Source organism: Mesorhizobium sp. M0145 (assembly GCF_040322355.1).
Classification (GTDB): Bacteria; Pseudomonadota; Alphaproteobacteria; order Rhizobiales; family Rhizobiaceae; genus Mesorhizobium.
Map to the genome: position 1 here is coordinate 22,134 of NZ_JAMYTK010000010.1, position 26,242 is coordinate 48,375.

General features: G+C 63.0%; 30 protein-coding genes and 1 pseudogene. 15 read left to right on the forward strand and 16 right to left on the reverse strand.

Features of this window, described 5'->3' with window-relative positions:
* Positions 1-31: 31 nt before the first annotated feature.
* The 3 genes from NKJ28_RS16245 to NKJ28_RS16255 all read left to right on the forward strand — a co-directional run bounded on the left by NKJ28_RS16245 (position 32) and on the right by NKJ28_RS16255 (position 1,982).
* Complete coding sequence (locus tag NKJ28_RS16245) at positions 32-697, forward strand: septation protein A (protein ID WP_023679806.1); 666 nt, start codon at positions 32-34, stop codon at positions 695-697.
* A 90-nt stretch (positions 698-787) separates the two neighbouring features.
* Complete coding sequence (locus tag NKJ28_RS16250) at positions 788-1,408, forward strand: pyridoxamine 5'-phosphate oxidase family protein (protein WP_023679807.1); 621 nt, start codon at positions 788-790, stop codon at positions 1,406-1,408.
* Between the two features lie 40 nt (positions 1,409-1,448).
* Entirely contained in the window at positions 1,449-1,982 is a 534-nt protein-coding gene (locus NKJ28_RS16255; protein WP_031212720.1) for an NADPH-dependent FMN reductase, read from the forward strand.
* Positions 1,983-2,088: 106 nt separating this feature from the next.
* Here NKJ28_RS16255 and NKJ28_RS16260 read toward each other — a convergent pair whose 3' ends face one another.
* Together NKJ28_RS16260 and NKJ28_RS16265 are read right to left on the reverse strand one after the other, a co-directional pair.
* Positions 2,089-2,298, reverse strand: coding sequence for a tautomerase family protein (locus NKJ28_RS16260; protein ID WP_254817859.1), 210 nt, complete (start codon positions 2,296-2,298; stop codon positions 2,089-2,091).
* Positions 2,299-2,330: 32 nt separating this feature from the next.
* The gene (locus tag NKJ28_RS16265; RefSeq protein ID WP_352578090.1) at positions 2,331-3,248 is read right to left on the reverse strand and encodes an SMP-30/gluconolactonase/LRE family protein; all 918 of its coding nucleotides are present in this window, start codon (positions 3,246-3,248) and stop codon (positions 2,331-2,333) included.
* A gap of 264 nt (positions 3,249-3,512) precedes the next feature.
* On the opposite strand from NKJ28_RS16265, the gene NKJ28_RS16270 reads away from it, so the two are divergent.
* Positions 3,513-3,680 carry a hypothetical protein gene (locus NKJ28_RS16270; RefSeq protein ID WP_023721879.1) on the forward strand — a complete coding sequence of 56 codons (168 nt, stop codon included), beginning with the start codon at positions 3,513-3,515 and terminating at the stop codon, positions 3,678-3,680.
* 88 nt (positions 3,681-3,768) lie between these two features.
* On the opposite strand, the gene NKJ28_RS16275 is transcribed toward NKJ28_RS16270, so the two are convergent.
* From NKJ28_RS16275 to ccmA, 4 genes are all read right to left on the reverse strand, one after another.
* Positions 3,769-4,344: a DsbE family thiol:disulfide interchange protein gene (locus NKJ28_RS16275; protein WP_352578089.1), complete on the reverse strand. Its 576-nt coding sequence runs from the start codon at positions 4,342-4,344 to the stop codon at positions 3,769-3,771.
* Positions 4,341-4,508, reverse strand: a complete 168-nt coding sequence (gene ccmD, locus NKJ28_RS16280) for a heme exporter protein CcmD (RefSeq protein ID WP_352456348.1) — start codon at positions 4,506-4,508, stop codon at positions 4,341-4,343. Before ccmD ends, NKJ28_RS16275 begins: the two co-directional genes overlap by 4 nt.
* 126 nt (positions 4,509-4,634) lie before the next feature.
* A complete protein-coding gene (gene ccmB, locus NKJ28_RS16285; protein ID WP_352578088.1) occupies positions 4,635-5,300 on the reverse strand; it encodes a heme exporter protein CcmB in 666 nt (221 codons plus the stop codon).
* Positions 5,301-5,370: 70 nt separating this feature from the next.
* Entirely contained in the window at positions 5,371-5,979 is a 609-nt protein-coding gene (gene ccmA, locus NKJ28_RS16290) for a heme ABC exporter ATP-binding protein CcmA (RefSeq protein ID WP_352578087.1), read from the reverse strand.
* Positions 5,980-6,261: 282 nt separating this feature from the next.
* On the opposite strand from ccmA, the gene acnA reads away from it, so the two are divergent.
* Positions 6,262-8,952, forward strand: coding sequence for an aconitate hydratase AcnA (gene acnA, locus NKJ28_RS16295; RefSeq protein ID WP_352636452.1), 2,691 nt, complete (start codon positions 6,262-6,264; stop codon positions 8,950-8,952).
* 77 nt (positions 8,953-9,029) lie between these two features.
* On the opposite strand, the gene NKJ28_RS16300 is transcribed toward acnA, so the two are convergent.
* Entirely contained in the window at positions 9,030-9,710 is a 681-nt protein-coding gene (locus tag NKJ28_RS16300; protein ID WP_023679817.1) for a ceramidase domain-containing protein, read from the reverse strand.
* A gap of 175 nt (positions 9,711-9,885) precedes the next feature.
* Between NKJ28_RS16300 and NKJ28_RS16305 the strand changes: the two genes are divergently transcribed.
* Both NKJ28_RS16305 and NKJ28_RS16310 read left to right on the forward strand, forming a co-directional pair.
* Positions 9,886-10,635 carry a DUF1223 domain-containing protein gene (locus tag NKJ28_RS16305; protein WP_352470828.1) on the forward strand — a complete coding sequence of 250 codons (750 nt, stop codon included), beginning with the start codon at positions 9,886-9,888 and terminating at the stop codon, positions 10,633-10,635.
* A 613-nt stretch (positions 10,636-11,248) separates the two neighbouring features.
* A complete protein-coding gene (locus NKJ28_RS16310; RefSeq protein WP_031212724.1) occupies positions 11,249-11,635 on the forward strand; it encodes a DUF2794 domain-containing protein in 387 nt (128 codons plus the stop codon).
* A 4-nt stretch (positions 11,636-11,639) separates the two neighbouring features.
* Here the strand turns inward: NKJ28_RS16310 and NKJ28_RS16315 are convergent, their stop codons facing one another.
* From NKJ28_RS16315 to NKJ28_RS16330, 4 genes are all read right to left on the reverse strand, one after another.
* Positions 11,640-12,209 (reverse strand): GNAT family N-acetyltransferase, encoded by a 570-nt coding sequence (locus NKJ28_RS16315; protein WP_352577256.1) that lies wholly within the window; start codon positions 12,207-12,209, stop codon positions 11,640-11,642.
* 110 nt (positions 12,210-12,319) lie between these two features.
* Positions 12,320-13,099 (reverse strand): Bax inhibitor-1/YccA family protein, encoded by a 780-nt coding sequence (locus NKJ28_RS16320; RefSeq protein ID WP_254817871.1) that lies wholly within the window; start codon positions 13,097-13,099, stop codon positions 12,320-12,322.
* 218 nt (positions 13,100-13,317) lie between these two features.
* Entirely contained in the window at positions 13,318-15,867 is a 2,550-nt protein-coding gene (locus NKJ28_RS16325; RefSeq protein WP_352636453.1) for an ABC transporter permease, read from the reverse strand.
* Positions 15,867-16,577, reverse strand: a complete 711-nt coding sequence (locus NKJ28_RS16330) for an ABC transporter ATP-binding protein (RefSeq protein WP_031212726.1) — start codon at positions 16,575-16,577, stop codon at positions 15,867-15,869. The genes NKJ28_RS16325 and NKJ28_RS16330 overlap by 1 nt, the downstream gene beginning before the upstream one ends.
* A 107-nt stretch (positions 16,578-16,684) precedes the next feature.
* Between NKJ28_RS16330 and NKJ28_RS16335 the strand changes: the two genes are divergently transcribed.
* The 4 genes from NKJ28_RS16335 (at position 16,685) to NKJ28_RS16350 (ending at position 18,821) form a co-directional block, all read left to right on the forward strand.
* The gene (locus tag NKJ28_RS16335; protein ID WP_352577260.1) at positions 16,685-17,329 is read left to right on the forward strand and encodes an arylesterase; all 645 of its coding nucleotides are present in this window, start codon (positions 16,685-16,687) and stop codon (positions 17,327-17,329) included.
* A gap of 137 nt (positions 17,330-17,466) precedes the next feature.
* Positions 17,467-18,063, forward strand: coding sequence for an RNA 2',3'-cyclic phosphodiesterase (gene thpR / locus NKJ28_RS16340; protein WP_352456356.1), 597 nt, complete (start codon positions 17,467-17,469; stop codon positions 18,061-18,063).
* 6 nt (positions 18,064-18,069) lie between these two features.
* Positions 18,070-18,366 carry a 4a-hydroxytetrahydrobiopterin dehydratase gene (locus tag NKJ28_RS16345; RefSeq protein WP_023679826.1) on the forward strand — a complete coding sequence of 99 codons (297 nt, stop codon included), beginning with the start codon at positions 18,070-18,072 and terminating at the stop codon, positions 18,364-18,366.
* Positions 18,367-18,458: 92 nt separating this feature from the next.
* Positions 18,459-18,821, forward strand: coding sequence for a YkvA family protein (locus NKJ28_RS16350; RefSeq protein WP_031212728.1), 363 nt, complete (start codon positions 18,459-18,461; stop codon positions 18,819-18,821).
* 45 nt (positions 18,822-18,866) lie between these two features.
* Here NKJ28_RS16350 and NKJ28_RS16355 read toward each other — a convergent pair whose 3' ends face one another.
* Entirely contained in the window at positions 18,867-19,475 is a 609-nt protein-coding gene (locus NKJ28_RS16355; protein ID WP_352636454.1) for a methyltransferase family protein, read from the reverse strand.
* Positions 19,476-19,834: 359 nt separating this feature from the next.
* On the opposite strand from NKJ28_RS16355, the gene NKJ28_RS16360 reads away from it, so the two are divergent.
* From NKJ28_RS16360 to NKJ28_RS16370, 3 genes are all read left to right on the forward strand, one after another.
* Positions 19,835-20,341 (forward strand): invasion associated locus B family protein, encoded by a 507-nt coding sequence (locus tag NKJ28_RS16360; protein WP_352577264.1) that lies wholly within the window; start codon positions 19,835-19,837, stop codon positions 20,339-20,341.
* 312 nt (positions 20,342-20,653) lie between these two features.
* Positions 20,654-21,886 carry a dual-specificity RNA methyltransferase RlmN gene (gene rlmN, locus NKJ28_RS16365; protein ID WP_352636455.1) on the forward strand — a complete coding sequence of 411 codons (1,233 nt, stop codon included), beginning with the start codon at positions 20,654-20,656 and terminating at the stop codon, positions 21,884-21,886.
* On the forward strand, positions 21,883-22,362 hold the full coding sequence (locus NKJ28_RS16370; RefSeq protein WP_352624829.1) for a hypothetical protein: 480 nt from the start codon (positions 21,883-21,885) through the stop codon (positions 22,360-22,362). The genes rlmN and NKJ28_RS16370 overlap by 4 nt, the downstream gene beginning before the upstream one ends.
* Here the strand turns inward: NKJ28_RS16370 and NKJ28_RS16375 are convergent.
* Entirely contained in the window at positions 22,334-22,975 is a 642-nt protein-coding gene (locus NKJ28_RS16375) for a LysE family translocator (protein ID WP_023679833.1), read from the reverse strand. The genes NKJ28_RS16370 and NKJ28_RS16375 overlap by 29 nt on opposite strands.
* Before the next feature lie 168 nt (positions 22,976-23,143).
* Here NKJ28_RS16375 and NKJ28_RS16380 point away from each other — a divergent pair, with 168 nt between their 5' ends.
* A complete protein-coding gene (locus NKJ28_RS16380) occupies positions 23,144-24,367 on the forward strand; it encodes an argininosuccinate synthase (RefSeq protein ID WP_023679834.1) in 1,224 nt (407 codons plus the stop codon).
* An 85-nt stretch (positions 24,368-24,452) separates the two neighbouring features.
* Here NKJ28_RS16380 and NKJ28_RS16385 read toward each other — a convergent pair.
* The 3 genes and pseudogenes from NKJ28_RS16385 to NKJ28_RS16395 form a co-directional block, all read right to left on the reverse strand.
* A pseudogene (locus NKJ28_RS16385) lies at positions 24,453-24,716 on the reverse strand (IS5 family transposase); the annotation flags it as partial.
* Positions 24,717-24,792: 76 nt separating this feature from the next.
* On the reverse strand, positions 24,793-25,215 hold the full coding sequence (locus NKJ28_RS16390) for a DUF4279 domain-containing protein (RefSeq protein ID WP_352636456.1): 423 nt from the start codon (positions 25,213-25,215) through the stop codon (positions 24,793-24,795).
* A 113-nt stretch (positions 25,216-25,328) separates the two neighbouring features.
* Complete coding sequence (locus NKJ28_RS16395; protein WP_352470839.1) at positions 25,329-26,129, reverse strand: lytic murein transglycosylase; 801 nt, start codon at positions 26,127-26,129, stop codon at positions 25,329-25,331.
* Between the last annotated feature and the right edge of the window lie 113 nt (positions 26,130-26,242).

The window sequence follows — 26,242 nt, forward strand, 5'->3', positions numbered from 1 at the left end:
TTTGGATTGAATCATGCGTAAGAAGGACCCTATGAGCCCACCCATCCTCGAACGCGACCTGTCCGATCCGCGCCGCAAGGCATTGAACCCCGGCCTGAAATTCCTGCTCGAACTCGGGCCTGGCCTGGTGTTCTTTTTCACCACCATCCGCGGCGCGTGGCTTGTCGGGAAGTTTCCGATCCTCGGCCATATCGGCGAGCCTATCCTGATTGCCACAGCGTTCTTTATGGTGGCGACGGCGCTATCGCTCAGCGTTTCGTGGATTTTGACGCGCAGCTGGCCGATCATGCCATTGGTCTCGGCCATCGTGGTGTTTGTGTTTGGCGCGCTGGCGCTGTGGCTGCAGGACAAGACCTTCGCTTTCATGAAGCCGACAATCATCAACAGCCTGTTCGGCATCACGTTGCTTGGCGGGTTGGCGTTTGGCAGATCGCTGTTGGGCTATGTCTTTGATTCCGCCTTCAATCTCGACGCCGAAGGCTGGCGCAAGCTCACTTTCCGATGGGGGCTCTTCTTCCTTTTTCTGGCTGCGCTGAACGAGGTCGTGTGGCGCAACTTTTCTGAGGAAGCCTGGCTTTATTTCAAGGTCTGGGGCACGATTCCCATTACCCTTGTCTTCACGTTAAGCCAAATGCCGTTGATCCTGCGCCATTCGCTCGAGGACAAGACCGGCAAGGAAGAGAAGGCCGGCAAATAGAGCAATTCCAGGAAAGTGTGTAGCGGTTTTCCCGGGAAAAGCGCGTAGCGCTTTCCCTAGGGAATTGCGTCAGAATAAGAGGAGAGGGGCATGGAATTCATCACCACACGCGACGAGTTGAGGACGATCTACAAGACGCCTCGGCCGACTGACGGCTCGATCCGCAAGGAACTGAAGGCATTGGACGGCCACTGCCGTTCCTTCATCGGCAAGAGCCCTTTCGTGCTGATCGGCTCGTCCGACGGCGCCGGCAATGCCGATGTGACGCCCAAGGGCGACAGGCCGGGCTTCGTAACAGTGCTCGACGAGAAGACCATCGTCATCCCCGACCGTCCCGGCAACAACCGGCTCGACACGCTGGAGAACATCCTTCTCAATCCCTCGATCGGGCTGCTCTTCCTCATTCCCGGCATGAACGAAACGCTGCGTGTCAATGGCGATGCCCGCATCACCGTCGATGCGGCATTGCGTGAGCGGCTGGCGGTCGACGGCAAGGCACCGCAAAGCGTCGTCGTGGTGACGGTCAAGGCCGCCTACATGCATTGCGCCAAGGCCTTCATGCGCTCCGAATTGTGGAAGCCGGAGAGCTGGTACGACCGCGCGACGCTGCCGACGCTCGGCCAGATCCTGCGCGACCAGTTGGCGCTCGCCGATTCGGCCGAGGCGACCGACCGCTGGCTGGACGAGGAATACAGGGAGACCATGTGGTAGCGTGATCGGCAACGAATCGCCCAAGCCGGTCTCCATTCCTTTGCTCAACATCCTCGCCATCTCCGGCAGCCTGCGCGCCGCCTCGACCAATTCGGCCCTGCTCGCGGCACTCGCGCAAAACGCGCCGCCGGACTGTCACGTCTCCGTCTACGATGGGCTTGGCCGGCTGCCGATTTTCAACCCCGACGAGGAAGGCGAGCGGACGCCGCTGCAAGCAGCAGTGCTGATCGATGCGGTCACCGCCGCTGACGGCGTCATCGTCTCCTGCCCGGAATATGCCCACGGTGTGCCAGGCGGCCTAAAGAACGCGCTTGACTGGCTGGTGTCGCGCGATGCCGCCGTCGGCAAGCCGGCCACGCTGGTCCACGCCTCGCCGCGCTCGCTGTTTGCCCGCGCCGCACTGGCCGAGGTCATGCGGACAATGTCTTTCGCGCTCCATGAGGAAGCAGCGCTCGAAATCGCGCTGCTCGGCAAGAGGCCGCCGGAGGTGGAGGATATCTTATCGCAGCCGGAAAACCGGCTGACGATGCGCCGCGCCGTTTCGGCCTTCGCGGGCTTCATCCGCTCGCGGTGAACGCCGGACCGTGCTTTCGTCATCCCAGGGTCTCCGCGACGGAGCTTCGCTCCTGCTCCGCCCTGGGATGACGACGCTAGGAGCTGCGGCCAATCTGTGCCGAGAACTATCCCTTGCCCCTCCGCGTCTCGACGTCGGTCTCGCCGACGAACCAGTCGCGTGCAGCGACCTCCTCGAAAACCACCCAGACATCATTGTTGGTCAGGCCGGTGACGCCGGTGATGGCCGCTGTCACCTGGGCGGCGATCGCGGCCTTTTTGCCGGCCGGGTCATCGGCAATCACCTCCTTGACCAGGCGGATATTCACGAATGGCATGGTTCCCTCCCTTGCATATGCTTGGCGGCCGCTCAGTAGGTTTTGGCGCCGTTGACCATGAGCCGGACCATGTAGAGCGAGGTCGTGCCGGCGATGTAGAGGCAGTTCAGCTTGTTGCCGCCGAACACGCAATTAGCAACGACTTCCGGTACCTTGACCTTGCCGATCAGCGTCCCGTCCGGGTCGTAGCAGTGGATGCCGTCGGCGGCACTGGTCCAGATGCGGCCGTCCGCATCCAGCCTGAAACCGTCGAACAGGCCGGCGGTGCAGTCGGCAAAGACCTTTTCGCCTGAGACCGTCTTGCCGCCCTGGCCGACATTGAACACCCGGATGTGCGCCGGGTTTTGCGCACCATGGGTGCGGCCAGTGTCGGCGACATAGAGCTTGCTCTCGTCAACCGAGAAGGCGAGCCCGTTGGGCCTGACCATGTCGGTGACCACCGCCTCAGTCTCGCCGGTGCCGGGATCGACCCGGTAGACATGGCAGGCGCCGATCTCGCTTTCGGCCTTGTCGCCCTCGTAATCGGTATCGATGCCGTAGCTCGGGTCGGTGAACCAGATCGAACCGTCGGACTTGACCACCGCGTCATTGGGCGAGTTCAGCCGCTTGCCGCGCCATTTGTCGGCGATGGTGACTACCGACCCGTCATGCTCGGTGCGGCTGACGCGGCGGCCGGAATGCTCGCAAGTAACCAGCCGGCCTTGCCGGTCGACCGTGTTGCCGTTGGAATTGCCGGACGGCTGACGGAACACGCTGACGCTGCCGTCGGTCTCGTCGTAACGCAGCATGCGATTGTTCGGGATGTCGGACCAGACCACATAGCGCCCGGCCGCGAACCAGGCCGGTCCTTCCGCCCATCGGCAGCCGGTAAACAGCCTGTCGACCTGTGCATTGCCGTTGAACAGCCGCGAAAAGCGCGGATCGAGAACTTCGTAGAATTCGCTGGCCATGGTTCCTCCCGGTAGCAGTCGCTTGGCAAGGCGCGATCAAGCCAGCCCACGATCGATATGGCAAGATCGATGATGCGTCAGAAGCATTATGGAAGCGAATGCTGGCCCGGACGGCAGGTCACATCCCGTTAACCGGCTATGCGCCCAGCGCAATGGTGCATTGCAACATCTTATTTTTGCAATGCACCATAACTATGTCATGCTCCGTATCGATCAAGGGAGGAACAACTGGCCGCGAAACGCGGCGCAAAAAGGAAACTCGCTATGATCATCGACAGCCTCATGAGCCGCGCTCGCGCCAGCATCGCCAAGCGCCGGCATTACAACCGCCTCGTCGCCGAAATCGACAGCTTCAGCAGCCGTGACCTCGCCGACATGCGCGCCGACCGCAGCGAAATGCTCTACCAGGTCCACAAGCAGATCTACGGCTGAGTCTTCGGTCGACCTATCACGTTCGTCATCCTTGGGCGTAGCGACGCAAAGCGGAGCAAAGACCCTAGCATGACGAAACGGCGGGCCATCAGCCCGGCATGGCCAGCGCCTTCTCGATTTCGGGTAACAGCAGCGTCCGCGCCGAGTCCGGCGTCAGCGGCCCTACATGCTTATAGGCGATCTTGCCATCCTTGCCGATGACGAAGGTCTCCGGCACGCCGTAGACACCCCAGTCGATCGCCGCGCGTCCGGCCTCGTCGACGCCGATCGCCTGGAATGGGTTGCCGAGATCGCCAAGGAACCGACGGGCGTTTTCCGGCTGGTCCTTGTAGTTCAGCGCCGCCATGACGAAGCGTCTGTCCTGCGACAGCGCCAGCAGCACCGGATGCTCTTCGCGGCACGGCGCGCACCAGGACGCGAAGACGTTGACCAGCGTCACCTTGCCGGCGAACTGTTTTGAATCGAGGCCCGGCAAATTGGTGCCTTCGAGCGCCGGCAGGTTGGTCTGCGGCGCCGGCAGGCCGATCAGCGCCGATGGCACTTCCGACACGTCGCGCCCGGACAAAAGCTGCGCCAGGAACAATCCCGCCAGCCCGAGAAAGACCAGCAGCGGCAGCAGCACGATCAGGCGGCGGCGCGCCGGTGTTTGGGTTTCCGTGCTCATGATTTTACTGCCTTATCGGAGCGCCGGCGCACGCCGGATGCCTCCAGCTCGGCAAGCTCTCGCTTGCGGCCGCGCTGGTCGAGCAGAATCCAGCCGATCAGCCCGCCCAGCACCACGGCCGTGATCGCATAGGCGGCGGTGACATAAAGCGCATGTACGCTCATGCTTTTCGCTCCGCGGCGCTTTCCAACCGGTCCGTCTCACGCCGTTCCAACATGTCTTCTCTTAACGCTGCGCCATCGGCTCCGCAATTGTTCGCCGCGCCGCAGGCATGAGCTGAAGCCAACACATCAATCCGTTCCGTGCCGCAGCGCCAGCGCCGCCGCCACAGGGCCGAGCACGGCAAGAAACAAGGTCAGCGCGGCAAGAATGAGGAAGGGCTGCAGGAATGGATCGGGGTCCGCCACCGCGCCATAGCTTGCCGATACGCCGAAGATCAGCACGGGAATGGTCAGCGGCAGCACGAGCACCGAGATCAGCAGCCCGCCACGCGGCAACGCCACTGCCACCGCTGCACCGGCAGCACCGATGAAGGTGATCGCCGGCGTGCCTACCAGAAGCGTCAGCGCCGTCGCACCGATGCCGATGGGCTCCATGTTCATGAACAGGCCGAGCAAGGGAGCGGCGATGACCAGCGGCAGCACGCTTCCCGCCCAATGCGCCAGGCATTTCGTCAGAACGGTCAAGGCCAGCATGTGCCGGTCGTTGCCAAGCACCAGAAGATCGAGCGAGCCGTCCTCGCGGTCGGCCTGGAACAGCCGGTCGAGGCCGAGCAGGCAGGCCAGCAAGGCGGCGATCCACAGGATCGCCGGGCCGATGCGGGCCAGCAGCTTCAGCTCGGGACCGACGCCGAAGGGGATGGTCGCGATAACGGCGAGAAAGAAAATCACGCCGGTAAGCGCCCCGCCGCCGGCGCGGATACTCAGGCGGATGTCGCGTAGGAAGAGGGACCACATTATGGTTTGGTCCCGATGCATGCATGAAGGCCAAGCAAAGGATGGAGTTCCATCGCATAGAGCACCAACATCAAGCGGCCTCGCCCATCACCAGCCCCTCCGCCCCCTCGATCCCAAGCGGCAAATGCGTCGCCGCAACCACGATCCCCCCACTCTCGAGGTGTTTCCCCATCAATTCGCCGAATCTCTCCTCCGAAGCCTTGTCCAGTCCTGCCGTCGGCTCATCGAGCAGCCACAATGGCCGGTGGCTTACCAGCAGTTTTGCAATCGCCGCGCGGCGGCGTTGCCCGGTCGAGAGATAGCCGAACGGCAGATGGCCGATGCCGCCCAGCCCGACGGTTTCCAGCGCCTCTTCAACACCCGCGGAACCGGCGCCCGAAAAATCGCGCCAGAAGCACAGGTTTTCCGTAACGCTCAGCGCCGTCTTCATCGCGTTGAGGTGGCCGAGATAGTGACAGGCCGAGGCGGCCGACGGAAAGTCCTCGCCACCACCTTCGAACCGCACACGGCCTGCCGCCACTGGCAACAGTCCGGCGACGATCCTGAGCAGCGTCGATTTGCCGGCGCCGTTCGGCCCGGTGACGACCAGCGCCTGGCCATCCCCCAGCGCGAATTCGATGCCGGAAAATACCGTCTCGCCGCCGCGTTCGCCGCCCAGATTTTCGGCGATCAGCCGCATCCGTCCCCCTTCGCCGAAAGTTCAGGTGCGGCTTCGGTGCGCCGCAGCAAAAATGGCGAATCCGTGTCTAGAACTATTCCAGAAAATTCTCTATATCCGCATCATCCGTGCCAGCGGTCGGCACGGGAACCGAATTTGCGCCGAACCAGCGCGCGTGCCGCCTTGAACGGCCCGGACGCTTGGGAACGGATAGCGGAAATGGCCGTACCCGCACCTTTGCGCGTGATTTGCATGCCCACTGGCGTCCGTTCCCTTCCGGCAACCGACAGTTAGGGATCGCACGTGTCCAAATCACTCGACAGCTTCAATTGCCGCCGCACGCTGACCGCCGGCGGCGCCGAGTACATCTACTATGACCTTGTCGAGGCCGAAAAGAACGGCCTCACCGGCATCGCCCAATTGCCCTATTCGATGAAGGTGCTGCTGGAGAATCTGCTGCGCAACGAGGACGGCCGTTCCGTCACCAAGGAGAGCATCCAGGCGGTCGCCGGCTGGCTGACTGACCGGGGCACCGCCGGCGTCGAGATCGCCTATCGCCCGGCTCGCGTGCTGATGCAGGATTTCACCGGCGTTCCAGCCGTGGTCGACCTTGCCGCCATGCGCGACGCCATGGCCTCGCTCGGCGGCGACCCGCAAAAGATCAATCCGCTGGTGCCGGTCGATCTAGTCATCGACCACTCGGTCATCGTCGACGAATTCGGCACGCCACTGGCTTTCGCCCGCAATGTCGAGCTTGAATATGAGCGCAACGAGGAACGCTACAAATTCCTGAAATGGGGCCAGCAGGCGTTCCGCAATTTCCGCGTCGTGCCGCCCGGCACCGGCATCTGCCATCAGGTCAATCTCGAATATCTCGGTCAGGTCGTGTGGACCAACAGCGAAGACGGCGAGACCACCGCCTATCCCGACACCTGCGTCGGCACCGATTCGCACACCACGATGATCAACGGTCTTGGCGTGCTCGGCTGGGGCGTCGGCGGTATCGAGGCGGAGGCCGCGATGCTCGGCCAGCCGGTCTCCATGCTGCTGCCTGAAGTCATCGGCTTCCGGCTCACCGGCAGGCTGAGGGAAGGCGTCACCGCCACCGACCTGGTGCTCACCGTCACGCAGATGCTGCGCAAGAAGGGCGTCGTCGGCAAGTTCGTCGAATTCTTCGGGCCGGGCCTGTCCAACATGACGCTGGCCGATCGCGCCACCATCGGCAACATGGCGCCAGAATATGGCGCCACCTGCGGCTTCTTCCCGGTCGACAGCGAAACCATCCGCTATCTCACAATGTCCGGTCGCGACGAAAGCCGCATCGCCCTGGTCGAGGCTTATTCGAAGGCGCAAGGCTTGTGGCGCGATGCCGGCTCTGCCGATCCGGTCTTCACCGACCTGCTGGAGCTCGATCTCGGCAGTGTCGTCCCGTCGATGGCCGGCCCGAAGCGGCCTGAAGGCCGGGTCGCACTTGAAGACATTCCGGCCGGCTTCGCCAAGGCCATGGAGACCGAATACAGGAAGGCCGCCGAAATCGACAAGCGCTATGCCGTCGAGAGCACGGACTACGATCTTGGCCATGGCGATGTGGTCATCGCCGCCATCACCTCCTGCACCAACACCTCGAACCCGAGCGTGCTGATCGGCGCCGGGCTGTTGGCGCGCAACGCCAACCGGCTCGGCCTCAAGCAGAAGCCGTGGGTCAAGACCTCATTGGCGCCGGGCAGCCAGGTCGTCGCCGAATATCTCGAGAAATCCGGCCTGCAGAAGGAGCTCGACCAGATCGGCTTCAACCTGGTCGGCTTCGGCTGCACCACCTGCATCGGCAATTCCGGCCCGTTGCCGGCGCCGATCTCCAAGACCATCAACGATAAGGGCTTGATTGCTGCGGCAGTCTTGTCCGGCAACCGCAATTTCGAAGGCCGCGTCTCGCCCGACGTGCAGGCGAACTATCTCGCCTCGCCGCCGCTGGTCGTCGCCCACGCGCTGGCCGGGACCGTGACCAAAGATCTGACCACCGAGCCGCTCGGCGACGATCGCAACGGCAGTCCGGTCTATCTCAAAGACATCTGGCCAAGTTCGGTCGAGATCCAGGAATTCATCGAGAAGAACGTCACGCGCGAATTGTTCGCCCGCAAGTATGCCGACGTCTTCAAGGGCGACGAGTACTGGCAGAATGTCAAGGCGCCGGAAGGCCAGACCTATGCCTGGGACGACAATTCGACCTATGTGCAGAACCCACCCTATTTCGCCGGCATGAAGTCAGGCTTCGGCAAGATCGGCGATATCAAGGGCGCGCGTGTGCTCGGCCTGTTCGGCGACAAGATCACCACCGACCACATTTCGCCGGCCGGTTCGATCAAGGCGGCCTCGCCGGCCGGCAAGTATCTCACCGACCACGGCGTCGGCGTCGCCGATTTCAACCAGTACGGCACACGCCGCGGCAATCATGAGGTAATGATGCGCGGCACCTTCGCCAATATCCGCATCCGCAACCATATGCTGGGCGAGAACGGCCGCGAGGGCGGCTACACCATCCATTATCCCTCGAAAGAAGAGGAATCGATCTACGACGCCGCGATGCGCTACAAGAAGGAAGGCGTGCCGCTGGTTATCTTCGCCGGCGTCGAATATGGCAACGGCTCGTCGCGTGACTGGGCGGCCAAGGGCACCAATTTGTTGGGCGTCCGCGCGGTCATCGCCCAGTCCTTCGAGCGCATCCACCGCTCCAATTTGGTCGGCATGGGCGTGATCCCCTTCGTCTTCGAGGAAGGCACCTCATGGGCCTCGCTCAACCTCAAGGGCGACGAACTGGTCGAGATCGACGGACTGAGCAACATCAAGCCGCGGCAGAAGATGATCGCCAGGATCACCTACGGCGACGGCAGCGTCAAAGAGGTTCCGATCATCTGCCGCATCGATACGCTGGACGAGCTCGACTACTTCAAGAATGGCGGCATCCTGCAATACGTGCTGCGCGATCTGGCCGCTTAAGGGAGTAGGGCAATAAGGAAATAGGGCAGTAGGGTGAAGCAAGGAGAAGCGACTTATTCCCCTACTGCCCTATTCCCCTACTGCCCTATTCCCCCAATTCCCGGCTTGCCAAACCGCGCTGTCGCCGCCAGCAGCACGCCGAGCATCAGCCCGTTGAATATGTGCCACAAGAAATGCGTGCCGAGCGGAAAGCCGCCGCAGACCAGCGGATCGATCATCCTGCAGATGACCGACACGACGAAGATCGCCGAACCCGCCAGATTGTACCAGCCGGCGCGATTGCCGCTGGCCGCCACCCAGGCGCCGAAGAAGGCGAGCGCCAGAAACGGCGGCAGATAGCCGGTCGTCCCGTTCGACGCCTGGCGCAGCCAGTCCGGCACGGCAAAGGTCACCAGCCCGGCAACGGCGTAAAAGGCGACGAAAATGGCGATCGCCTTGCCCCATTTCATGCCGAGAAAACGTCGCAGGTTGAACAGCGTGTAGGCCAGCGTGAACCCTGCAATGGGCAGCACGTCGGCCAGGATCATTGCCCTTGTGGCAAAGGTGTGGAACAGCGACGAGCCGACGCCGATCGCCACCACCCACCAGGCCAGCACTTCGGCGAAGGTGCCGGTGCCGCGCTTTCGCACCTGCCAGACACCCCATAGCCCGGCGGCAAAAAAAGCCAGATTGCTCAGCGCATTGAGCGGTTCGGCCCAGAATTCCGGCCCCGTCCGTTCGCAATAAAGGTCGACCGGCGCCAGGAGAGATTGCCACATGCTGATTGCCGCCCGAATCGCTTCCATCGTGAAGTGCAAGTCCACCTATTGCGCCCTTGCCAGCGGTTGCAACGGCAAAATTTCACCGCAACGTGACTTCCCGTTGACTGCCGCTTCTGCCACATATTTCGACAACCAGAACAAAGCCGGCGTCACCGGCGGGATCGGAACGGCCATGCCATCTCGAAGACCATTGCGGCTTGCGGCCCTTGCGCTGGCCCTCTCGGCGTTTGCCGGCAGGGCCCTTGCCGAGCCAACCGACAAGCCATTAGGCGTCGTCGAGCTCTTCACCAGCCAAGGATGCAACTCCTGTCCGCCGGCCGACGAATTCTTCGCCGAGCTTGCCGCCAAGGAGGACATCGTCGCGCTCGCCTATCATGTCGATTATTGGGATTACCTCGGCTGGCAGGACACGCTGAGCCGCAAGGAAAATACCGAGCGGCAATACGAGTATATGCGCGCCTTCGGCAGTCGTTCCGTCTACACCCCGCAAGCCGTCATAAACGGCCGCAGCCATGTCAACGGCGCCAGCCGCAAGGAAGTCGACGGCGCGCTGGCCCGCATGGAGAGGGTCGGCGAAGGCATGCGCGTCGGCATCAAGGTCAGCCGGACCAGCGATCGCGTCATGATCGATGCCGGCGACGCCGTGACCGGCCCCACCGACGCGCATGTCGTCATCGTCTATTTCAACCCGCCACAGACGATAAAAATCGGCAAGGGTGAAAACAGCGGCCGCAGCATGACCTACTGGAACGCCGTCTCCAGCATCCAGACCGCCGGCATGTGGCACGGCAAGGCGCAGCGCTACGAACTGCCGATGAGCGAGATCGCCAAGAAGGGCGGCTGCGCCGTGCTGCTGCAGTCGGTCGGCAAGGACGGCATGCCCGGGCCGATCCTGGGCGCAGCCTTTATCCGCAAGCCTTAAGCGGGGACCTCTCCTTCTCCCCTTGTGGGAGAAGGTGGATCGGCGCGCAGCGCCGAGACGGTTGAGGGGTGCTGGAAGAATTGAGGCGGCGGCGATTTCAAGGAAATTGCCAAGCTGGAACACCCCTCATCCGTCCCCTTCGGCGACACCTTCTCCCACAAGGGGAGAAGGGAGGACCGCGCTCAACCTTCTGATGGCAGCCAATCCGGACGGATCGCACCGCCACGGCTCCGGCCAATAAAAAACCGGCGTCAGCTTGCTTCTGACGCCGGTCATTTAGGTTTTGGGATCGTCGCACCCGATCTTTCCAAGGAAAAACCGAGGTTGGTTCGATCCGACGCAGACCCGTGGGCGGGGGGCTTGGGGTTTACGAGCCGGTGCCGGACCGAACCGTCTCAGGCAACACCGGTAAATTCGTCGGACATTGGGGCATGAGCACGGATAAAAAAAGGCAGGATTGTGGCGAAGCATCACCAATTCCAACAGGCGTTTCGCAAACGTGACTGGACGCTGGAGAAACCGCGCGGTGCTGGCCTTGCCCGGCCGGGCCTTGCAATTCGGCAACGAAAGCGCCAACTTTGGTCGGCGTACGATTCATTGCGAGGATCCAGGCATGACTGATCGCAGCAGCGGGACGGAGGATGGGGACGCATCCGCAATATTGATCCCGCTGCATGAGGCAAGACGCGAACGCCTCGACCAGCCGGTGCGGTTCGACCGGCGCGAACTGGACCAGATCCTCAGGCTCTACGGCCGTATGGTTGCCGCCAACGAGTGGCGCGACTATGCCATCGACCATCTCGCCGACCGCGCCGTTTTTTCCGTCTTCCGCCGCACCAGCGAAGTGCCGCTTTTCCAGATCGTCAAGGATCCGAAGCTGGCGCGACGGCAAGGCGCGTTCGCCGTCATCGCCGCCGGCGGGCGCATCCTCAAGCGCGGCCAGGAACTCGGCCGGGTGCTTGGCGTGTTCGACCGAACACTGAAGCTGGTCGAGGCGTAACCCTTTATTTTTGCTGGCGGAACTTCCGCTCGGGCAGCGATTGCGGATCAGGCGGGATGGACGCCCCGCCATTGATCGGCAGCTGCATGAACACCGTGTCCAGCCAGCGTCCGTGCTTGTAGCCTGAGCCTTCCAGGCGGCCGGAATGACGAAAGCCGAGCTTCTCGTGCAGCCGTACCGAGGCGCTGTCGGGCCGGCCGTCGCCGATCACCGCGATGATCTGGCGAAAACCCGCCGCCTTGGCCGCCTCGATCAGCCCTTGCATCAGGAGCAGCCCGACGCCTTGCCCTTTGGCCTCGGGCGCGACATAGACGGAATCCTCAACGACGAAGCGGTACGCCGGGCGCGGCCGGAACGCCCCGGCATAGGCATAGCCGAGCACGGCGCCGGCCTTTTCCGCAACGAGATAGGGAAAGCCGCCCGCCATCAGGCTGTCGAAGCGCGCGCCCATCTCGGTACGGCTTGGCGGTTCGAGTTCATAGCTCGCCGTGCCATTCGTCACCGCGTCGGCATAGATTTCCGTGATCCGGTCGAGATCGGCCGACGTCGCGGCCCGCAAGGTGATGCTGCTCATAATTTAGGCACGTCGTTCATCTGCCCTATATCACAGCAAAAGCCGGCACAAAAGAAAAGAGCGGCCATTGGGCCGCCCTTTCCAAACTCGCTGGTCCAGGAAAACCGTATTTAGCGACGGTCGCCCATGAACTGCAGCAGAAACATAAATAGGTTGATGAAGTCGAGATAGAGCCTCAATGCGCCCATAATCGCCTTGCGGCCGGCGACATCAGTCTCGTCGCCCTCGAAGTACATCTCCTTGATGTTCTGCGTGTCGTAGGCGGTGAGGCCCGCGAAGATCAGCACGCCGATCGCCGAAACGGCGAAGGAAAGCGCCGACGACTGCAGGAAGATGTTGATCACCATCGCGATGATCAGGCCGACCAGGCCCATGACCAGGAACGACCCGAACGCCGAGAGATCGCGCTTGGTCGTGTAGCCGTAGAGCGACAGCCCGCCAAAGGCGGCGGCGGTGGCGAAGAAGGTCTGCGAGATACTGGCGGTGGTGTAGACCAGGAAGATCGACGACAGCGACAGGCCGACGAGGCCGGCGTAGACCCAGAACGTCGTCTGCGCGGCCGAAACGCTCATCGACTGGACGCGGAACGACAGGAACATCACCGCTGCCAGCGGGGCAAAGATCACCAGCCATTTCAGCGGCGAACCAAAGATCGCGTAGCCGAACGAGGTCAGCATCTCGCCGCTTGGCAACGTCGCGACGGCCGAGGCGGGATCGCTGGTGGTGGCCAGCATGATTGTGCCGACCGCGGCAAGGCCGGTGATGAGGAGGCCAAGCCCCATCAGATTGTAGACCTTAATCATGTAGGCCCGCAGGCCCTGGTCGATGGCAGCATCGACGCCGGCGCCGGGCACGGCGCGCGTCTGATAATTGCGAACGGGATCAGCCATGGAAATCCTCATATTGCTTCTGCCCCGTCCGGTGTCAGGTCCTTTGAACCCAGGCGCCGCTGGCGGGGCTCCAGCATGCCTGCGCCGAAATATGATGGTTCTTGGCGTAAAGGACAAGACCGTAACCAAGCGTAATGCTCCGTGAAGTGCCGGAGATACGGTTTTATTGGCCTTCCCGCCCGGAACATTACCGAGATTTAATCAAAAACGGCTCTGGCTCAAAGATTCCGCAGCACCGGCGCCGCCTTGTGGCCCAACACCCGCCACGTGCCGGCAAGGCCGATGCCGACCGTGACCACCAGCGAAAAGCCGATAGTCGCCACCGCCACCTCGGGCATGAAGTGCGATGGCAGCGTCATGATGCGCGCGACGACGAACCATGCCGCCACACCGCCCGCCGCCAGCGCGAAGATCGCGGTAGCAAGGCCGATCAGCATGTATTCCAGCGAAAACGCGGCGATCAGCGTTTTCCTGGTCGCACCCAGGGTCTTCAGCACCACCGCGTCGTGAATGCGAGCCCGGTTGCCGGCGGCGAGCGCCCCGGCCAGCACCAGCACCGAGGCGATCAACGCCACGCCCGCTGCTGCCCTGATTGCTGTGCCGAGCTGCGCCACCAGCCGGTTGACGATTTCGAGCGCGTCCTTGACCCTGACCGTCGTCACCGCGGGAAAGGCACGCGTGACGGCGTTGAGAAGATGCGCATCGTCGGCTGCCGACGCATTCGTCTCGGTCAGCGTCGCCAACCAGCCATGCGGCGCACCGGCGAATGTGTTGGGCGAGAACACCATGACGAAATTGATGCCCATGGTTTCCCATTCGACCTGGCGGAAATTGGCGATCTTGGCCGTGATGTTGCGGCCGAGCACGTTGACGGTGATGGTATCGCCGAGCTTCAGCCCGATCTCTTTGCCTTCCTCGGCGGAAAACGAGACCAGCGGCTCGCCGGCATAGTTCTCCGGCCACCAGCTGCCCTCGGTCAGCGTCGCATTCTCCGGCAGCTTTGCGTCATAGGTCAGGCCGCGATCGCCGCGCAGTACCCAGGCGCCTTCGGCCGGAACCTTGACCTTGTCGACATCGACGCCGTTGAGCGCCATCACCCGGCCGCGCAGCATCGGCACCTTGATCAGCTTGCCTTGCGGTGCCTCTTTGCCGACCAGCGCGGAGAAGGCATCGACGTCACCGCTCTGGATATCGACGTAGAAGAAGTTCGGTGCCCTTTCCGGCAGGCTGCCCGAGATCTGCCGCCTGAGATTGCCGTCGATCAGCGCCAGCGTCACCAGCAGCGTCAGCCCGAGTCCCAACGACAGCACCACGGACGGCGTCAAGGCGCCAGGCCGATGGATGTTGCCGATGGCGAGCCTGAGCGCGGTCGAGCGCACGCGCGGGCTTTTCTTCGCCGCCCACTGCACCAGCGAGCCGACCACACGCAGCACCAGGAACGACAACACCGTGGCGCCGACGAAGATCGAGGCAATACGGCGGTCGCCGGAAAACAGGATCGCCAGTACCGCGAGCAGCAGCGCGATGCCCAATGCCGCGGCGATATAGAGCGGGCGGGGAAAACCGCGGCCCTCGAAGCCCATTTCGCGAAACAGCGCCGTTGCCGGCACGTCGCGGGCGCGGCCGAGCGGCAGCAAGGCGAAAGCCAGCGTCACGAGCAGCCCGAACAGCGCTGCCATGCCGAGGGCGCCGGGATAGAACCCACCTTCCGCCGGCACTGGAATGACCGATTGGAGTGCCGCGCTGGCCGCGAACGGCATCAGCGCGCCAAGCACAAGGCCTAGCGTGATGCCGAGGGCGGCGATCATCAGGATCTGCACCAGATAGACGGCAAAGACGAACCCGCCCGAAGCCCCCAGGCTCTTGAAGGTGGCGATGACGCCGCGCTTGCCGTCGAGATAGGCACGCACGGCATTGGCCACGCCGACGCCGCCGACCACCAGCGCCGTCAACCCAACCAGCGTCAGGAATTGCGAAAACCGCTCGATATTCGAGGACAGCGCCGGCGCTGCGTTGCTGCGGGTGCGGATCGACCAGCCGGCCTGCGGGAACTGGTTTGCCGCCTGCTCCTGGATCGCGTTGATCTGTGCCTCAGTGGTGCCGCCGGGCAGGCGGACCTTATAGGCGTTCTCGACCAGGCTGCCCGGCTGGATCAGGCCGGAAGCGGCAAGCCCGTCGGTCGACACCATCAGCCGCGGCGCAAAACCGAAGCCATCCGACACTGCATCCGGCTCGTTGACCAGCCTGGCGCGCAGCTCGAATGTCGCGCTGCCGAGCTTTAGCCGGTCACCGATGCCAAGGTTCAGCCGCTCGAACAAGAGGTCCGGGGCGGCGGCGCCGAAGACGCCGGATTTTTCGCCGAACAGATCCTCTCGCGACAGCACCGGCTCGGTCTCCAGCGCACCATAGAGCGGATAGGCGCCGTCGACCGCCTTGGCCTCGACCAGCGCCTGGTCGGAGCCGTCCTCGAGCCTCGCCATCGAGCGCATATTGGCGCTGTGCGAAACCGTGCCAAGCCGGTCGAGGAAGCTGCGTTCGGCTCTGGTCGGATCGCGCTGGTTGAGCTGGAAGCGGAGATCACCGCCGAGCAGCGTCTGGCCCTGGTCGGCAACACCGGCGGAAATAGCCTGCGCCACCGAATTGACGCCGCCGATCGCAGCGACGCCGAGCGCGATGCAGGCAAGGAAGATCAGGAAGCCGGACAGCCCGCCACGCATTTCGCGCAGCGAAAACCGAAAGGCGAGCCTCAGCGTTTGCGCCAGCGGCATCACGCGGTCACCTTGCCAGCCCTGGTGGCCGGCTTAGGCGCGTCTTCGATCAGCCCCGACCGCATCGACACCTGGCGCGAGCAGCGCGCCGCGAGTAGCGGGTCATGCGTGACCAGCACCAGCGTCATGCCGCGTTCGGCCGCCTTGGCAAACAGCAGGTCGGCGACGTGCCGCCCCGTTGCCTGGTCGAGATTGCCGGTCGGCTCGTCGGCGATCAGGATGCGCGGCGACGGCGCCAGTGCCCGGGCGATGGCCACGCGCTGCTGCTCGCCGCCAGACAATTCGCCGGGGTAATGGGTGACGCGATCGCTGAGACCGACCGCCGCCAGCTCGCGCGCCGCCACGCCGAATGGATCGACATGGCCGGCAAGCTCCAGCGGGACCGCAACGTTTTCCAGCGCCGTCATATTGGGGATGAGATGGAACGACTGGAACACGATGCCGATGTTTCGCCCTCGAAACGATGCGATCTGATCTTCGCTTTTGCCGTTGAGCAGCTCGCCGGCAATTCGGACCGTGCCCGAATCGACCCTTTCAAGTCCGGCCAAAACCATCAGCAATGTCGACTTTCCCGAACCTGAAGGTCCAACGATGCCTGTCGCTTCGCCGCCCGCCACATCGAGGCTGACGCCCTTCAGCACATGGACCGAGGATGCACCTTCGCCGAGCGTCAGCGATACGTCTTTCAGCGAAATGACGGCTTCTTCCAAAATCAAATCGTCCTATATGGGGGATGAAGGCTAGTGCATCCGATGCTCGACAAAGACGAAAACCTGCCTTCGCCAACAGATGTTCCTGGTCATATGGGGCCTGCCGCATGGCTTTCAAACACACCTTTGCCGCAGCCTTCGCCCTTTTCCTCGCCATTTGCGGCGCCATTTCGTCGGCGCGCGCCGAACCGTTCACCATTGTCGGTTTCGGCGACAGCTTGATGGCGGGTTATGGCCTCGGGCCAGGTCAGGGCTTCACCGAGAAGCTGCAGGCGGCGCTGCGCGCCAAGGGCTACGATGTCACGGTCGCCAATGCCGGCGTCTCCGGCGATACGACGAGCGGCGGCCTGTCGCGGCTCGACTGGTCGGTGCCGGACGGCACGCAGCTCGTCATCCTGGAGCTCGGCGCCAACGACATGCTGCGCGGCGTTTCGCCCGCCATAGCGGAAAAGAACCTGGATGCCATGCTGGCAAAACTGAAGCAGCGCAAGATCGCCGTTTTGCTGGCCGGAATGCGCGCGGCGCCCAATCTCGGCGCCGACTACCAGAACGCCTTCGACGCGACCTTTCCGAGACTGGCTGAAAAATATGGCGTGCCGCTCTATCCTTTCTTTCTCAAGGGCATCGCCGGTCAATCCGTCCTGCAACTCGAGGACGGCCTTCATCCAAACGCCCGAGGCGTCGACCGCATCGTCGAGGGTATCCTGCCCAGTGTGGAGAAGACCATTGAAGCGGTCCGGGGCAATTCCTGAAGGCGAGGGCTCGCCGTCGCAACACCTTCCGCAGGGGAAGCTTTTAGGCAGGCCTGCGACCAACAAACCCCTTGCCCCGTTTGAATATCGATGATTCGCTAGGGGCAAGAGTTCGATTCGAGGACAGGAGGCTTCCCATGCCGCGTCTTTTTACCGCCCTCGAGATACCGCGTGATGCCGCTCTTTCGCTGTCCCTGCTCAGGGGCGGCCTGCCCGGAGCCCGCTGGATCGACGTCGAGAACTATCATCTGACGCTGCGCTTCATCGGCGATGTCGAGGGCCATGTCGCCGACGAAATCGCCAATGCGCTTGACCGTGTTCACCGCCCGTCCTTCCCGCTGACGCTGTCCGGCGTCGGCGCCTTCGGCCAGAAGAAGCCGCATGCGGTGTGGGCCGGGGTCGCCGCTTCGCCCGATCTTTCCGCATTGCAGGCCGAGATCGAGCGCATCTGCCAGCGGCTCGGCATCCCGGCCGACCCGCGCAAGTTCATGCCGCATGTGACGCTGGCCCGCCTGCGCAATTCGAGCCCGCTCGATGTCGCCCAGTATCTGTCGGCGCGCGGCAATTTTTCGACGCTGCCGTTCCGGATCGGCCGCTTCGTGCTGATGTCGTCGCGCGATTCGGTCGGCGGCGGGCCTTACGTCGTCGAGGAGGCCTGGCCGCTTTCAGGTGCTGACAACCGCGTCGCCAGCCGTTTGGTCGGCGCCGCCGACGCTTCGCGGATCATGCGGTAGACGGACATGGCCAGGGAGAAACTAGCAAAAGAGGCGATCCGCGCCGAACTTGCCGGCCTCGACGGCTGGTCGCTGGCCAAGGATGGTGGGTCGATCACCCGCAGCTTCACCTTCAAGAATTTCTCCGAAGCCTTTGCCTTCATGACCCGCGTTGCCCTGGCCGCGGAGAAGATGGACCACCATCCCGACTGGTCGAACGTCTACAAGACGGTAAACGTGACCCTCAACACGCACGACGCCGGCGGCCTGACCGCGCTGGATTTCGATCTGGCCAGGAAAATGAACCGCTATTTCGGCGGCTGAGCCTATCTGCACCTTGCAGCGAGGTTCGGCTTTCACCACATTTTGCCTCGCGGTCACGCGTAAAGTCACGCGACGGCCGCAAGGAGAGGTTGATGGCGCAAAAATCCGGTTTTGATTTCTTCGGCCTCGGCAGCAAGCCGGGCAACGAGAGCGAAGTGCGCGAAAAGTTCTGGCGTACGGCGAAGAAGGCCGCCCGGCAGATCCCGTTCATGGAAGAGGTGGTCGCCGCCTATTACTGTGCCATGGACAAGAAGACGCCGCTTCGCGCCAAGGGCACCTTGCTTGCTGCGCTCGGCTATTTCGTGCTGCCGACAGACGTCATCCCCGATTTCATCCTTGGGCTAGGCTTCACCGACGACATCGCCGTGCTGACCGCCGCGATTACCGCCGTCAGCGCCCACATCACGCCGGCGCACCGGCTCGCCGCCAGGCAGGCCATCGCCGACAAGAGCTGAGCCGGTGCGGCGCAAAAAATCGCGTGAGAACCGACTTTCTGGCCGTCAAGCCCACCGCCGCACCCGCGCCTTGTAGGCGCGATAGGCATCTCCGAACTTCCGCTCGAGATAGCGCTCTTCCGGCGCGATGACGCCGGTATTGATCACCCACAGCAGCGGGACCACGAGCGCAATAGCCCAAAGACTTCCGGCCGCGACGCCGAGGCCCAGATAAACGAGGGTCGTTCCCAGATAGAACGGATTCCTGGTCCGCCGATAGATGCCGTCGACGACCAGCGCCGTCGTCGGCAAGGTCGGTGGTATGTTGGTGCCAGCGGCCTGAAAGCGGCCCGCCGCCATAAAGATGAACACGAAGCCGCACACCGCGAGCACAGCGCCAGCCAGATAGCGGGCGAGCGCCTGCCCGGCCATGACCGGGAGCGGCACGAGCACCTCAAGCACGGTTGCCGCCACCAGGAAGCCGAGGAAGATCAAAGGTGGCAGCGCAATGACCCCGGCCACGTCGGGGGCGCCCGATCCGCCCGCCGTCTCCCCGGCATCCGACCGGCGCACCGCGCCACCGGCCGCCCGCCGCATGGCGACACGAACGCCGAACACAATCGCCAGGACGGCTGTGCCGCCCGCGAGGATCAGGACTGTCTCGGAAACGGCCATGGCCAAATCTCCCGTAGCCGCCAGGAAGGGCACCCTGGCCGAGCGCCGTGGCGGCGAACGCAGACATAGTACCGCCTGCAGGGAAATTCGTCACGCACCTCAAAAAGCGAGAATCGCCGCAAGACCTAGCTGCTTGAAAAGTCAAACTCTTGCCGTTTTCGTGGCCTCCAAGTCGCGGCAGGGACATTGCGCCAGCCGCTTTTTCGAGCGGCAGCGCGAAGACGGCGGCGGTTTCCTGGCGTGAACATCCTTTTCTCAGGGGAAATTCACCGTTTGGTAACCCAGATTAAATCAAAATGAAGCGACGGGCAGGACGCCGAGCCGGCCTGCCGCCGCACCAGTGGAATACGGGAAAAGCGATGCGCGGATTGATTGCTATAGTCTCCAGCCTGGCCCTGATGGCCTTGACGGCGCCCGCGCTGGCGCAGTCGGCAACCAAGATCGGCCAGCATAATGCCTGGGGCACCTACAGTTATCAGGCGTCGGGCGGCGGCAAGGTCTGCTATGTCCTGACGGTGCCAACCGACAAGCAGCCGCCGACGCTCGATCACGGCGACATGTTCTTCTTCGTCAGCCAGCGGCCGGGGCAGCAAGTGTCCTACGAGCCGCAATTCATCGCCGGCTATACCTTCCAGGAAGGTTCCAAGGCCACCGTCACCATCGACAAGAAGTCGTTTTCGATGTTCACGCGCGGCAAGTCGGCCTGGGTCGAGAACGCCGCCGAGGAGCCGGTGCTGATCGCCGCGATGAAGACCGGCACCGACATGAAGGTGTCGGCCAAGTCCGGCCGCGGCAACACTACCACCTACGTCTTCTCGCTGAAGGGCATCTCGGCGGCGCTGGCCTCGATCGCCAAGTGCAAGTAAAGTCCTCGTCCGTGACGTTCACCACCTAACACAGCGACGTAAAGAACCGGCGTTCGTGCGGTCTCCTTCTCCCCTTGTGGGAGAAAGTGGATTGGCGCGCAACGCCAAGACGGTTGAGGGGTGCTGGACGGAGTGCAGGTGATGCCAAGCTGGAACACCCCTCATCCGACCGAGCTTCGCTCGGCCACCTTCTCCCACAAGGGGATAAGGAAGAACCCCGGCATGACTCCGCCGCTAACCTGTGCTATGCGCCGCGCTTCATTTCGGGCACGATGCTGTAATCGGCCGCAAATCGCTTATATTGGCGCAACAATGACCCTTTCATTCGATCTTACCGCCGAAGGCGCGCGTGACGCGTTGCGCACCCGCACGACGCCTGAAAAACCGTCGCTGATCGGCTTGACGCGAGCCGAACTTGGGGCCGCCCTCGTCGCTGCCGGCATCGTGCCGGAGCGCCAGGCGAAAATGCGCGCCCAACAGCTCTGGCATTGGATCTATGTGCGCGGCGTTTCCGACTTTGCCGGCATGTTCAACATCTCCAAGGATCTGCGCGCCGCCCTCGACAGGCATTTCACCGTCGCCAGGCCCGAGATCGTCGAGGAGCAGATTTCCTCCGACGGCACGCGCAAATGGCTGTTCCGCTTTCCGCCGCGCGGCGCTGGCCGGCCGGTCGAGATCGAGACCGTCTACATTCCCGAAGAAGGCCGCGGCACGCTCTGCATCTCTTCGCAGGTCGGCTGCACCCTGACCTGCTCCTTCTGCCACACCGGCACGCAGAAGCTGGTGCGCAACCTGACGGCGGAGGAAATCCTCGCCCAGCTCTTGACCGCCCGCGACCGGCTTGGCGACTTCCCCGACCGCGATACGCCCGACGGCGCCATCGTGCCGGCCGAGGGCAGGAAAGTGTCCAACGTCGTCATGATGGGCATGGGCGAGCCGCTCTACAATTTCGAGGCGGTGAAAAAGGCCCTGCTGATCGCATCCGACGGCGACGGGCTTTCCCTGTCCAAGCGCCGCATCACGCTGTCGACCTCCGGCGTCGTGCCCGAAATCTTCCGCACCGGCGAGGAGATCGGCGTCATGCTGGCGATCTCGCTGCACGCCACCAATGACGATCTGCGCGACCTTTTGGTGCCGATCAACAAGAAGTATCCGCTCAACGAACTGATCGCTGCCTGCCGTGCCTATCCCGGCCTGTCCAACGCCAAGCGGATCACCTTCGAATATGTGATGCTGAAGGACGTCAATGATTCGATCGAGGACGCCAAGGCGCTGATCAGGCTGCTCAAAGGCATCCCGGCCAAGATCAATCTGATCCCGTTCAATCCGTGGCCTGGTACCAACTATCAATGCTCGGACTGGGAGACGATCGAGAAATTCGCCGACTACATCAACAATGCCGGCTATGCCTCGCCGATCCGCACGCCGCGCGGCCGCGACATCCTGGCCGCCTGCGGCCAGCTCAAGTCGGAGTCCGAGCGCATGCGCAAGGTCGACCGGCTGGCGCTGGAAGCGATGATGATCGCAGGGCATGGCGAGGCGTGAATCGCGTCGTCGCCTATCTGATCCGCTTCGCCGTCATCCTTGTCGGCTACGGCGTGGCTTCGCTGGCGGCAAGCGCCTTCCTTAACATCATGTTCCTGGCGTCTCTTGGGCTGATAACGGACGAGACGCAACCGGCGGCGCAGGCGTCGCTGTGGTTTTCAATCCCCTTCGTCGCGCTGTTCGTCGCCTATTTCGCCTTCATGCCGGCCGCCATCGCCATCCTCGTCTCCGAGATCCTTGGCCGGCGTGACTGGCTGTTCTATGCGCTGGCGGGTGCTGTGGTCTCGGCGGTCTTCCTTGGCTTCGTCCACCAGACGGCCGATGCCAATTTCGAGGTTACCAATACCAGCGTCATGCTGGCGGTGATCGGCTGCGGTATGGTCGGCGGTATTTTCTACTGGCTGAGCGCCGGGCGCTCGGCCGGAAGCTGGCGTCAGATCGGACGCCCTATTTCGCCTGGGCCGTCAGGATCTTGAGCGCGAAGGCCGAAAAAACTCCGGCAAACAGATAGTCGACGACGCGGGTGACGCGCGGGCTGGATTTCATCGCGGCCGAGAATTTTTCCGCCGCCAGCACCATCGGCGCCGTCACTGGGATCGCCAGCACGACGAACATCGCGCCGAGGAAGAACAGCTTTCCCGGCGCGTCGGGATCATGCGCGGAGACGAATTGCGGCAGGAAGGTCATGAAGAACAGGATGATCTTCGGGTTGAGCAGATTGACCCCGAGCCCCGCCGCCCAGCTACGGAACAGCGAGATCTGCGGCCCGCTCTTCTTCTCCGGTGAAAACGCCGACCCTTTTGTGATCGCCTGCCATGCCAGGAAGACCAGGTAGCCGGCGCCAAAAATCTTCAGCACGAAGAACGCCATCGGCGAGGCGACGATCAGCGCCGAGACGCCGACCACCACCAGCGTGGTGTGAATCAGCGTGCCGCACAAGGCGCCGGCCATCGAGGCAAAGCCGGTGGCACGGCCCTGACTCAGCGTGCGCGAGACGAACAGCGTCATGTCAGGCCCGGGCGTGATCGCCAGGATGAAGGTGGCGATGGAGAACTGGATAAGCGTCGTACTGTCGGGGATGAAGGACATGGCTCGTCTCGTAGGGGCAAAAGACGGCGCAGCCATAGCGCAAGAGCCGTGTCCTCGCCAGCCTCTTGGAGATGAAGCATCTGGTCCAGGCATCGTTCGTCCCTTGCGCTGGCCTAAAACGCCGTGATACCTCGCCCGCGAAGAACCCCTGTCGCGGAACTGCCCACCATGTCGAAAGCAAAAGCCGTCAAGAAAGTCGTGCTCGCCTATTCCGGCGGCCTTGATACCTCGATCATCCTGAAATGGCTGCAGACCGAGCTCGGCGCCGAGGTCGTCACCTTCACCGCCGATCTCGGCCAGGGTGGCGAACTGGAGCCGGCCAGGCGCAAGGCCGAGATGATGGGCATCAAGGACATCCGCATCGTCGATGTCCGCGAGGAGTTCGTATCCGATTTCGTCTTCCCGATGTTCCGCGCCAACGCCGTCTATGAAGGCACCTATCTGCTCGGCACCTCGATCGCCCGGCCGCTGATTTCGAAACATCTCGTCGAGATCGCAAAAGAGACCGGCGCCGATGCCATCGCCCATGGCGCCACCGGCAAAGGCAACGACCAGGTGCGTTTCGAGCTGTCGGCCTATGCGCTCAACCCCGACATCAAGGTCATCGCGCCGTGGCGCGATTGGTCGTTCAAGTCGCGCACCGATCTCATCAACTTCGCCGAGCAGCACCAGATCCCGGTGCCGAAGGACAAGAAGGGCGATGCGCCGTTTTCCGTCGACGCCAACCTTCTGCACTCCTCCTCCGAGGGCAAGGTGCTGGAGGACCCGTGGACGGAACCGCCGGAATTCGTCCACCAGCGCACCATCTCGCCGATGGACGCGCCCGATGAGGTCACCGAGATCGAGATCGAATTCCTCAAGGGCGATCCGATCGCGCTCGACGGCAAGAAACTCTCGCCGGCAACGATGCTGGCAGCGCTCAACGATCTCGGTCGCGACAACGGCATCGGCAGGCTAGATCTGGTCGAGAACCGTTTCGTCGGCATGAAATCGCGCGGCGTCTACGAGACCCCCGGCGGCACCATCCTGATCGCCGCCCATCGGGCGATCGAATCGATCACGCTCGACCGCGGAGCCGCCCATCTCAAGGACGAGTTCATGCCGCGCTACGCCGAGCTCATCTACAACGGCTTCTGGTTCGCGCCCGAGCGGCTGATGCTGCAGGCAATGATCGACAAGAGCCAGGAAGACGTCGAAGGCACCGTGCGGCTGAAGCTCTACAAGGGCAACGTGATTGTCACCGGCCGCAAGTCGAGGAAGACGCTCTATTCCGATGCGCTGGTCACCTTCGAGGACGACCGCGGCGCCTACGATCAGAAGGATGCCGAAGGCTTCATCCGCCTCAACGCGCTCAGGCTGAGGACACTGGCGGCGCGTAACCGCCAGCGCTGACATCCGAACAGCGGGCTGGGCGCTCTACCGATCTCGTGAAAGCTGAAAACGATCCGAGAAAACTAGGACGTAGACTCATTACCTGCACCGTGCCGTCATGGGCCTCGGTAATGGCGTCCATCAGCCGATCCCAGACACCTGCTTTCCGCCATCGAACGAAGCGGTTGTAGCAAGTGGTGCGAGGGCCGTAGCGCTCGGGCAGATCGCGCCATGGCGCACCCGATCGCAGCACCCAGAAGATGCCGTTCAGCACGCGACGGTCATCGACACGCGGCACGCCTCGCGGCTTGTTGGGCAAAAGCGGCTCGATGACGCGCCATTCGAAGTCGGTCAGATCGTATCGGCTCATGCCCTTATGAATCAGACTCCGCTCAAATTTGGAACCAGCCAGTCGGCAAACGACCCAATGCGGACAGGACGCCTGCTCACACCTCATTTCCATGTTGGTGAGCTTCGTCCTCAACAAAAAGGTCGAGGCTCCAGCCAACACCGCAATCCGCGAGCACCCTCATCGCAGACGGCTCAAGCCAAATGCCGCACTGTCCGTCGTAGGGCTGATAGAACCCGCCGTAGATAGTTATCTGCTTTGGCCGCACTTCCTGCCGCAGCCGTGCGAAGGCCTCCTCCCGACCTCGCATCTGCTCGATCAGGTAGTTGACCGCATTCTCGTGCTCGGCCCCACTCCGGAGCCTTTGCCGCGGACCATCGAGGCTCCATCCATTCTTCTTGCGCGGGGAACCGTTACGCATCGGGTCGCCCTTGCGGACTATGCGTGTCGGTTCGAGGCTTAGGATCGCAGTCACCCCCTCGGGGTCCGCATCGAAATCAACGATCGAGAGCGAGATCATCGCCTGTCCTAGCTAGGTTCCAAAGGGCAAGGCAAGCCCTGCGCTGTTGCGAAACTCTTCATGCTCGCCTCGCGCTTCCAACCGAGCCCAGTCATTTTTGCGTTTATATCCTATCAGTCGGCATCGATCGCCGTGGCCATGCGGGCGATGGCCTGTTGATAGACGCTCGCGGAATTCCAGCCAGCGATTGCGCCCATATTCGCCTGCGCGCTCGCGCCGGCCCGCCAACCATGACTCTTGAGGAAGTTGGCGGTGGAAGCCAACGCAGTGCTCTTGTCGCGCAGATTTTTGTTTCCGACACCATACGTCAAAACATTTCCGGGCAGGAACTGCGTGTGGCCGATCTCGCCATGCGCGGCACCGACCGACGAGGCGCTCAACGCTCCGCGATCAACCAGCTTCAGGGCCGCAATGGCATGCGGGTAGAAGAACTCCGGACGGCGACAGTCATAGGCCAGCGTTAAAATGGCGGAGACCGTATTCTGGTTGCCCATGGCGGAACCGAAGCCGGTCTCCATGCCCCAGATGGCGAGCAACACGCCCGGCGACACGCCGTAATTCCGTTCGATCTTGTCGAACAGCGCAGCATTGGCCTTCTTCAGCGCACGGCCCCTGGCAATGATCGCGGACGCGCCACGGCGCTTCATGAAAGCTTCCACCGAGCCGCTGAAAGCCTTATGGATGGCGCGGTCGACGGAGATCGTCTTTGTCGCGTAGGTTGCGCGAGCCAGAGCGGCCAGACCCTTCGAGCCGACACCGTCGGCCTTCGCCTCCGCGGCGAACTCCGGTTTCCATGCCTCGAAGCCGGCGCCGCTCTTGCCACAGCTGGCCGCCGCCTGCGCGCCCGTCGCCAGCGCAAGCACCGCCACCACCGTGGCCACTACAAACATCTTCCCCTTGGCAAGAAATGCCATGCTGCTCTCCTGGTTGCCTGAATCACGTTCCCAATTGCGAACTTGCCTGCGAAACACCTGCTTGTCACTGCCCCGGCGCCACGCCGATGCACTCAATACAGCAGGAACCTCAA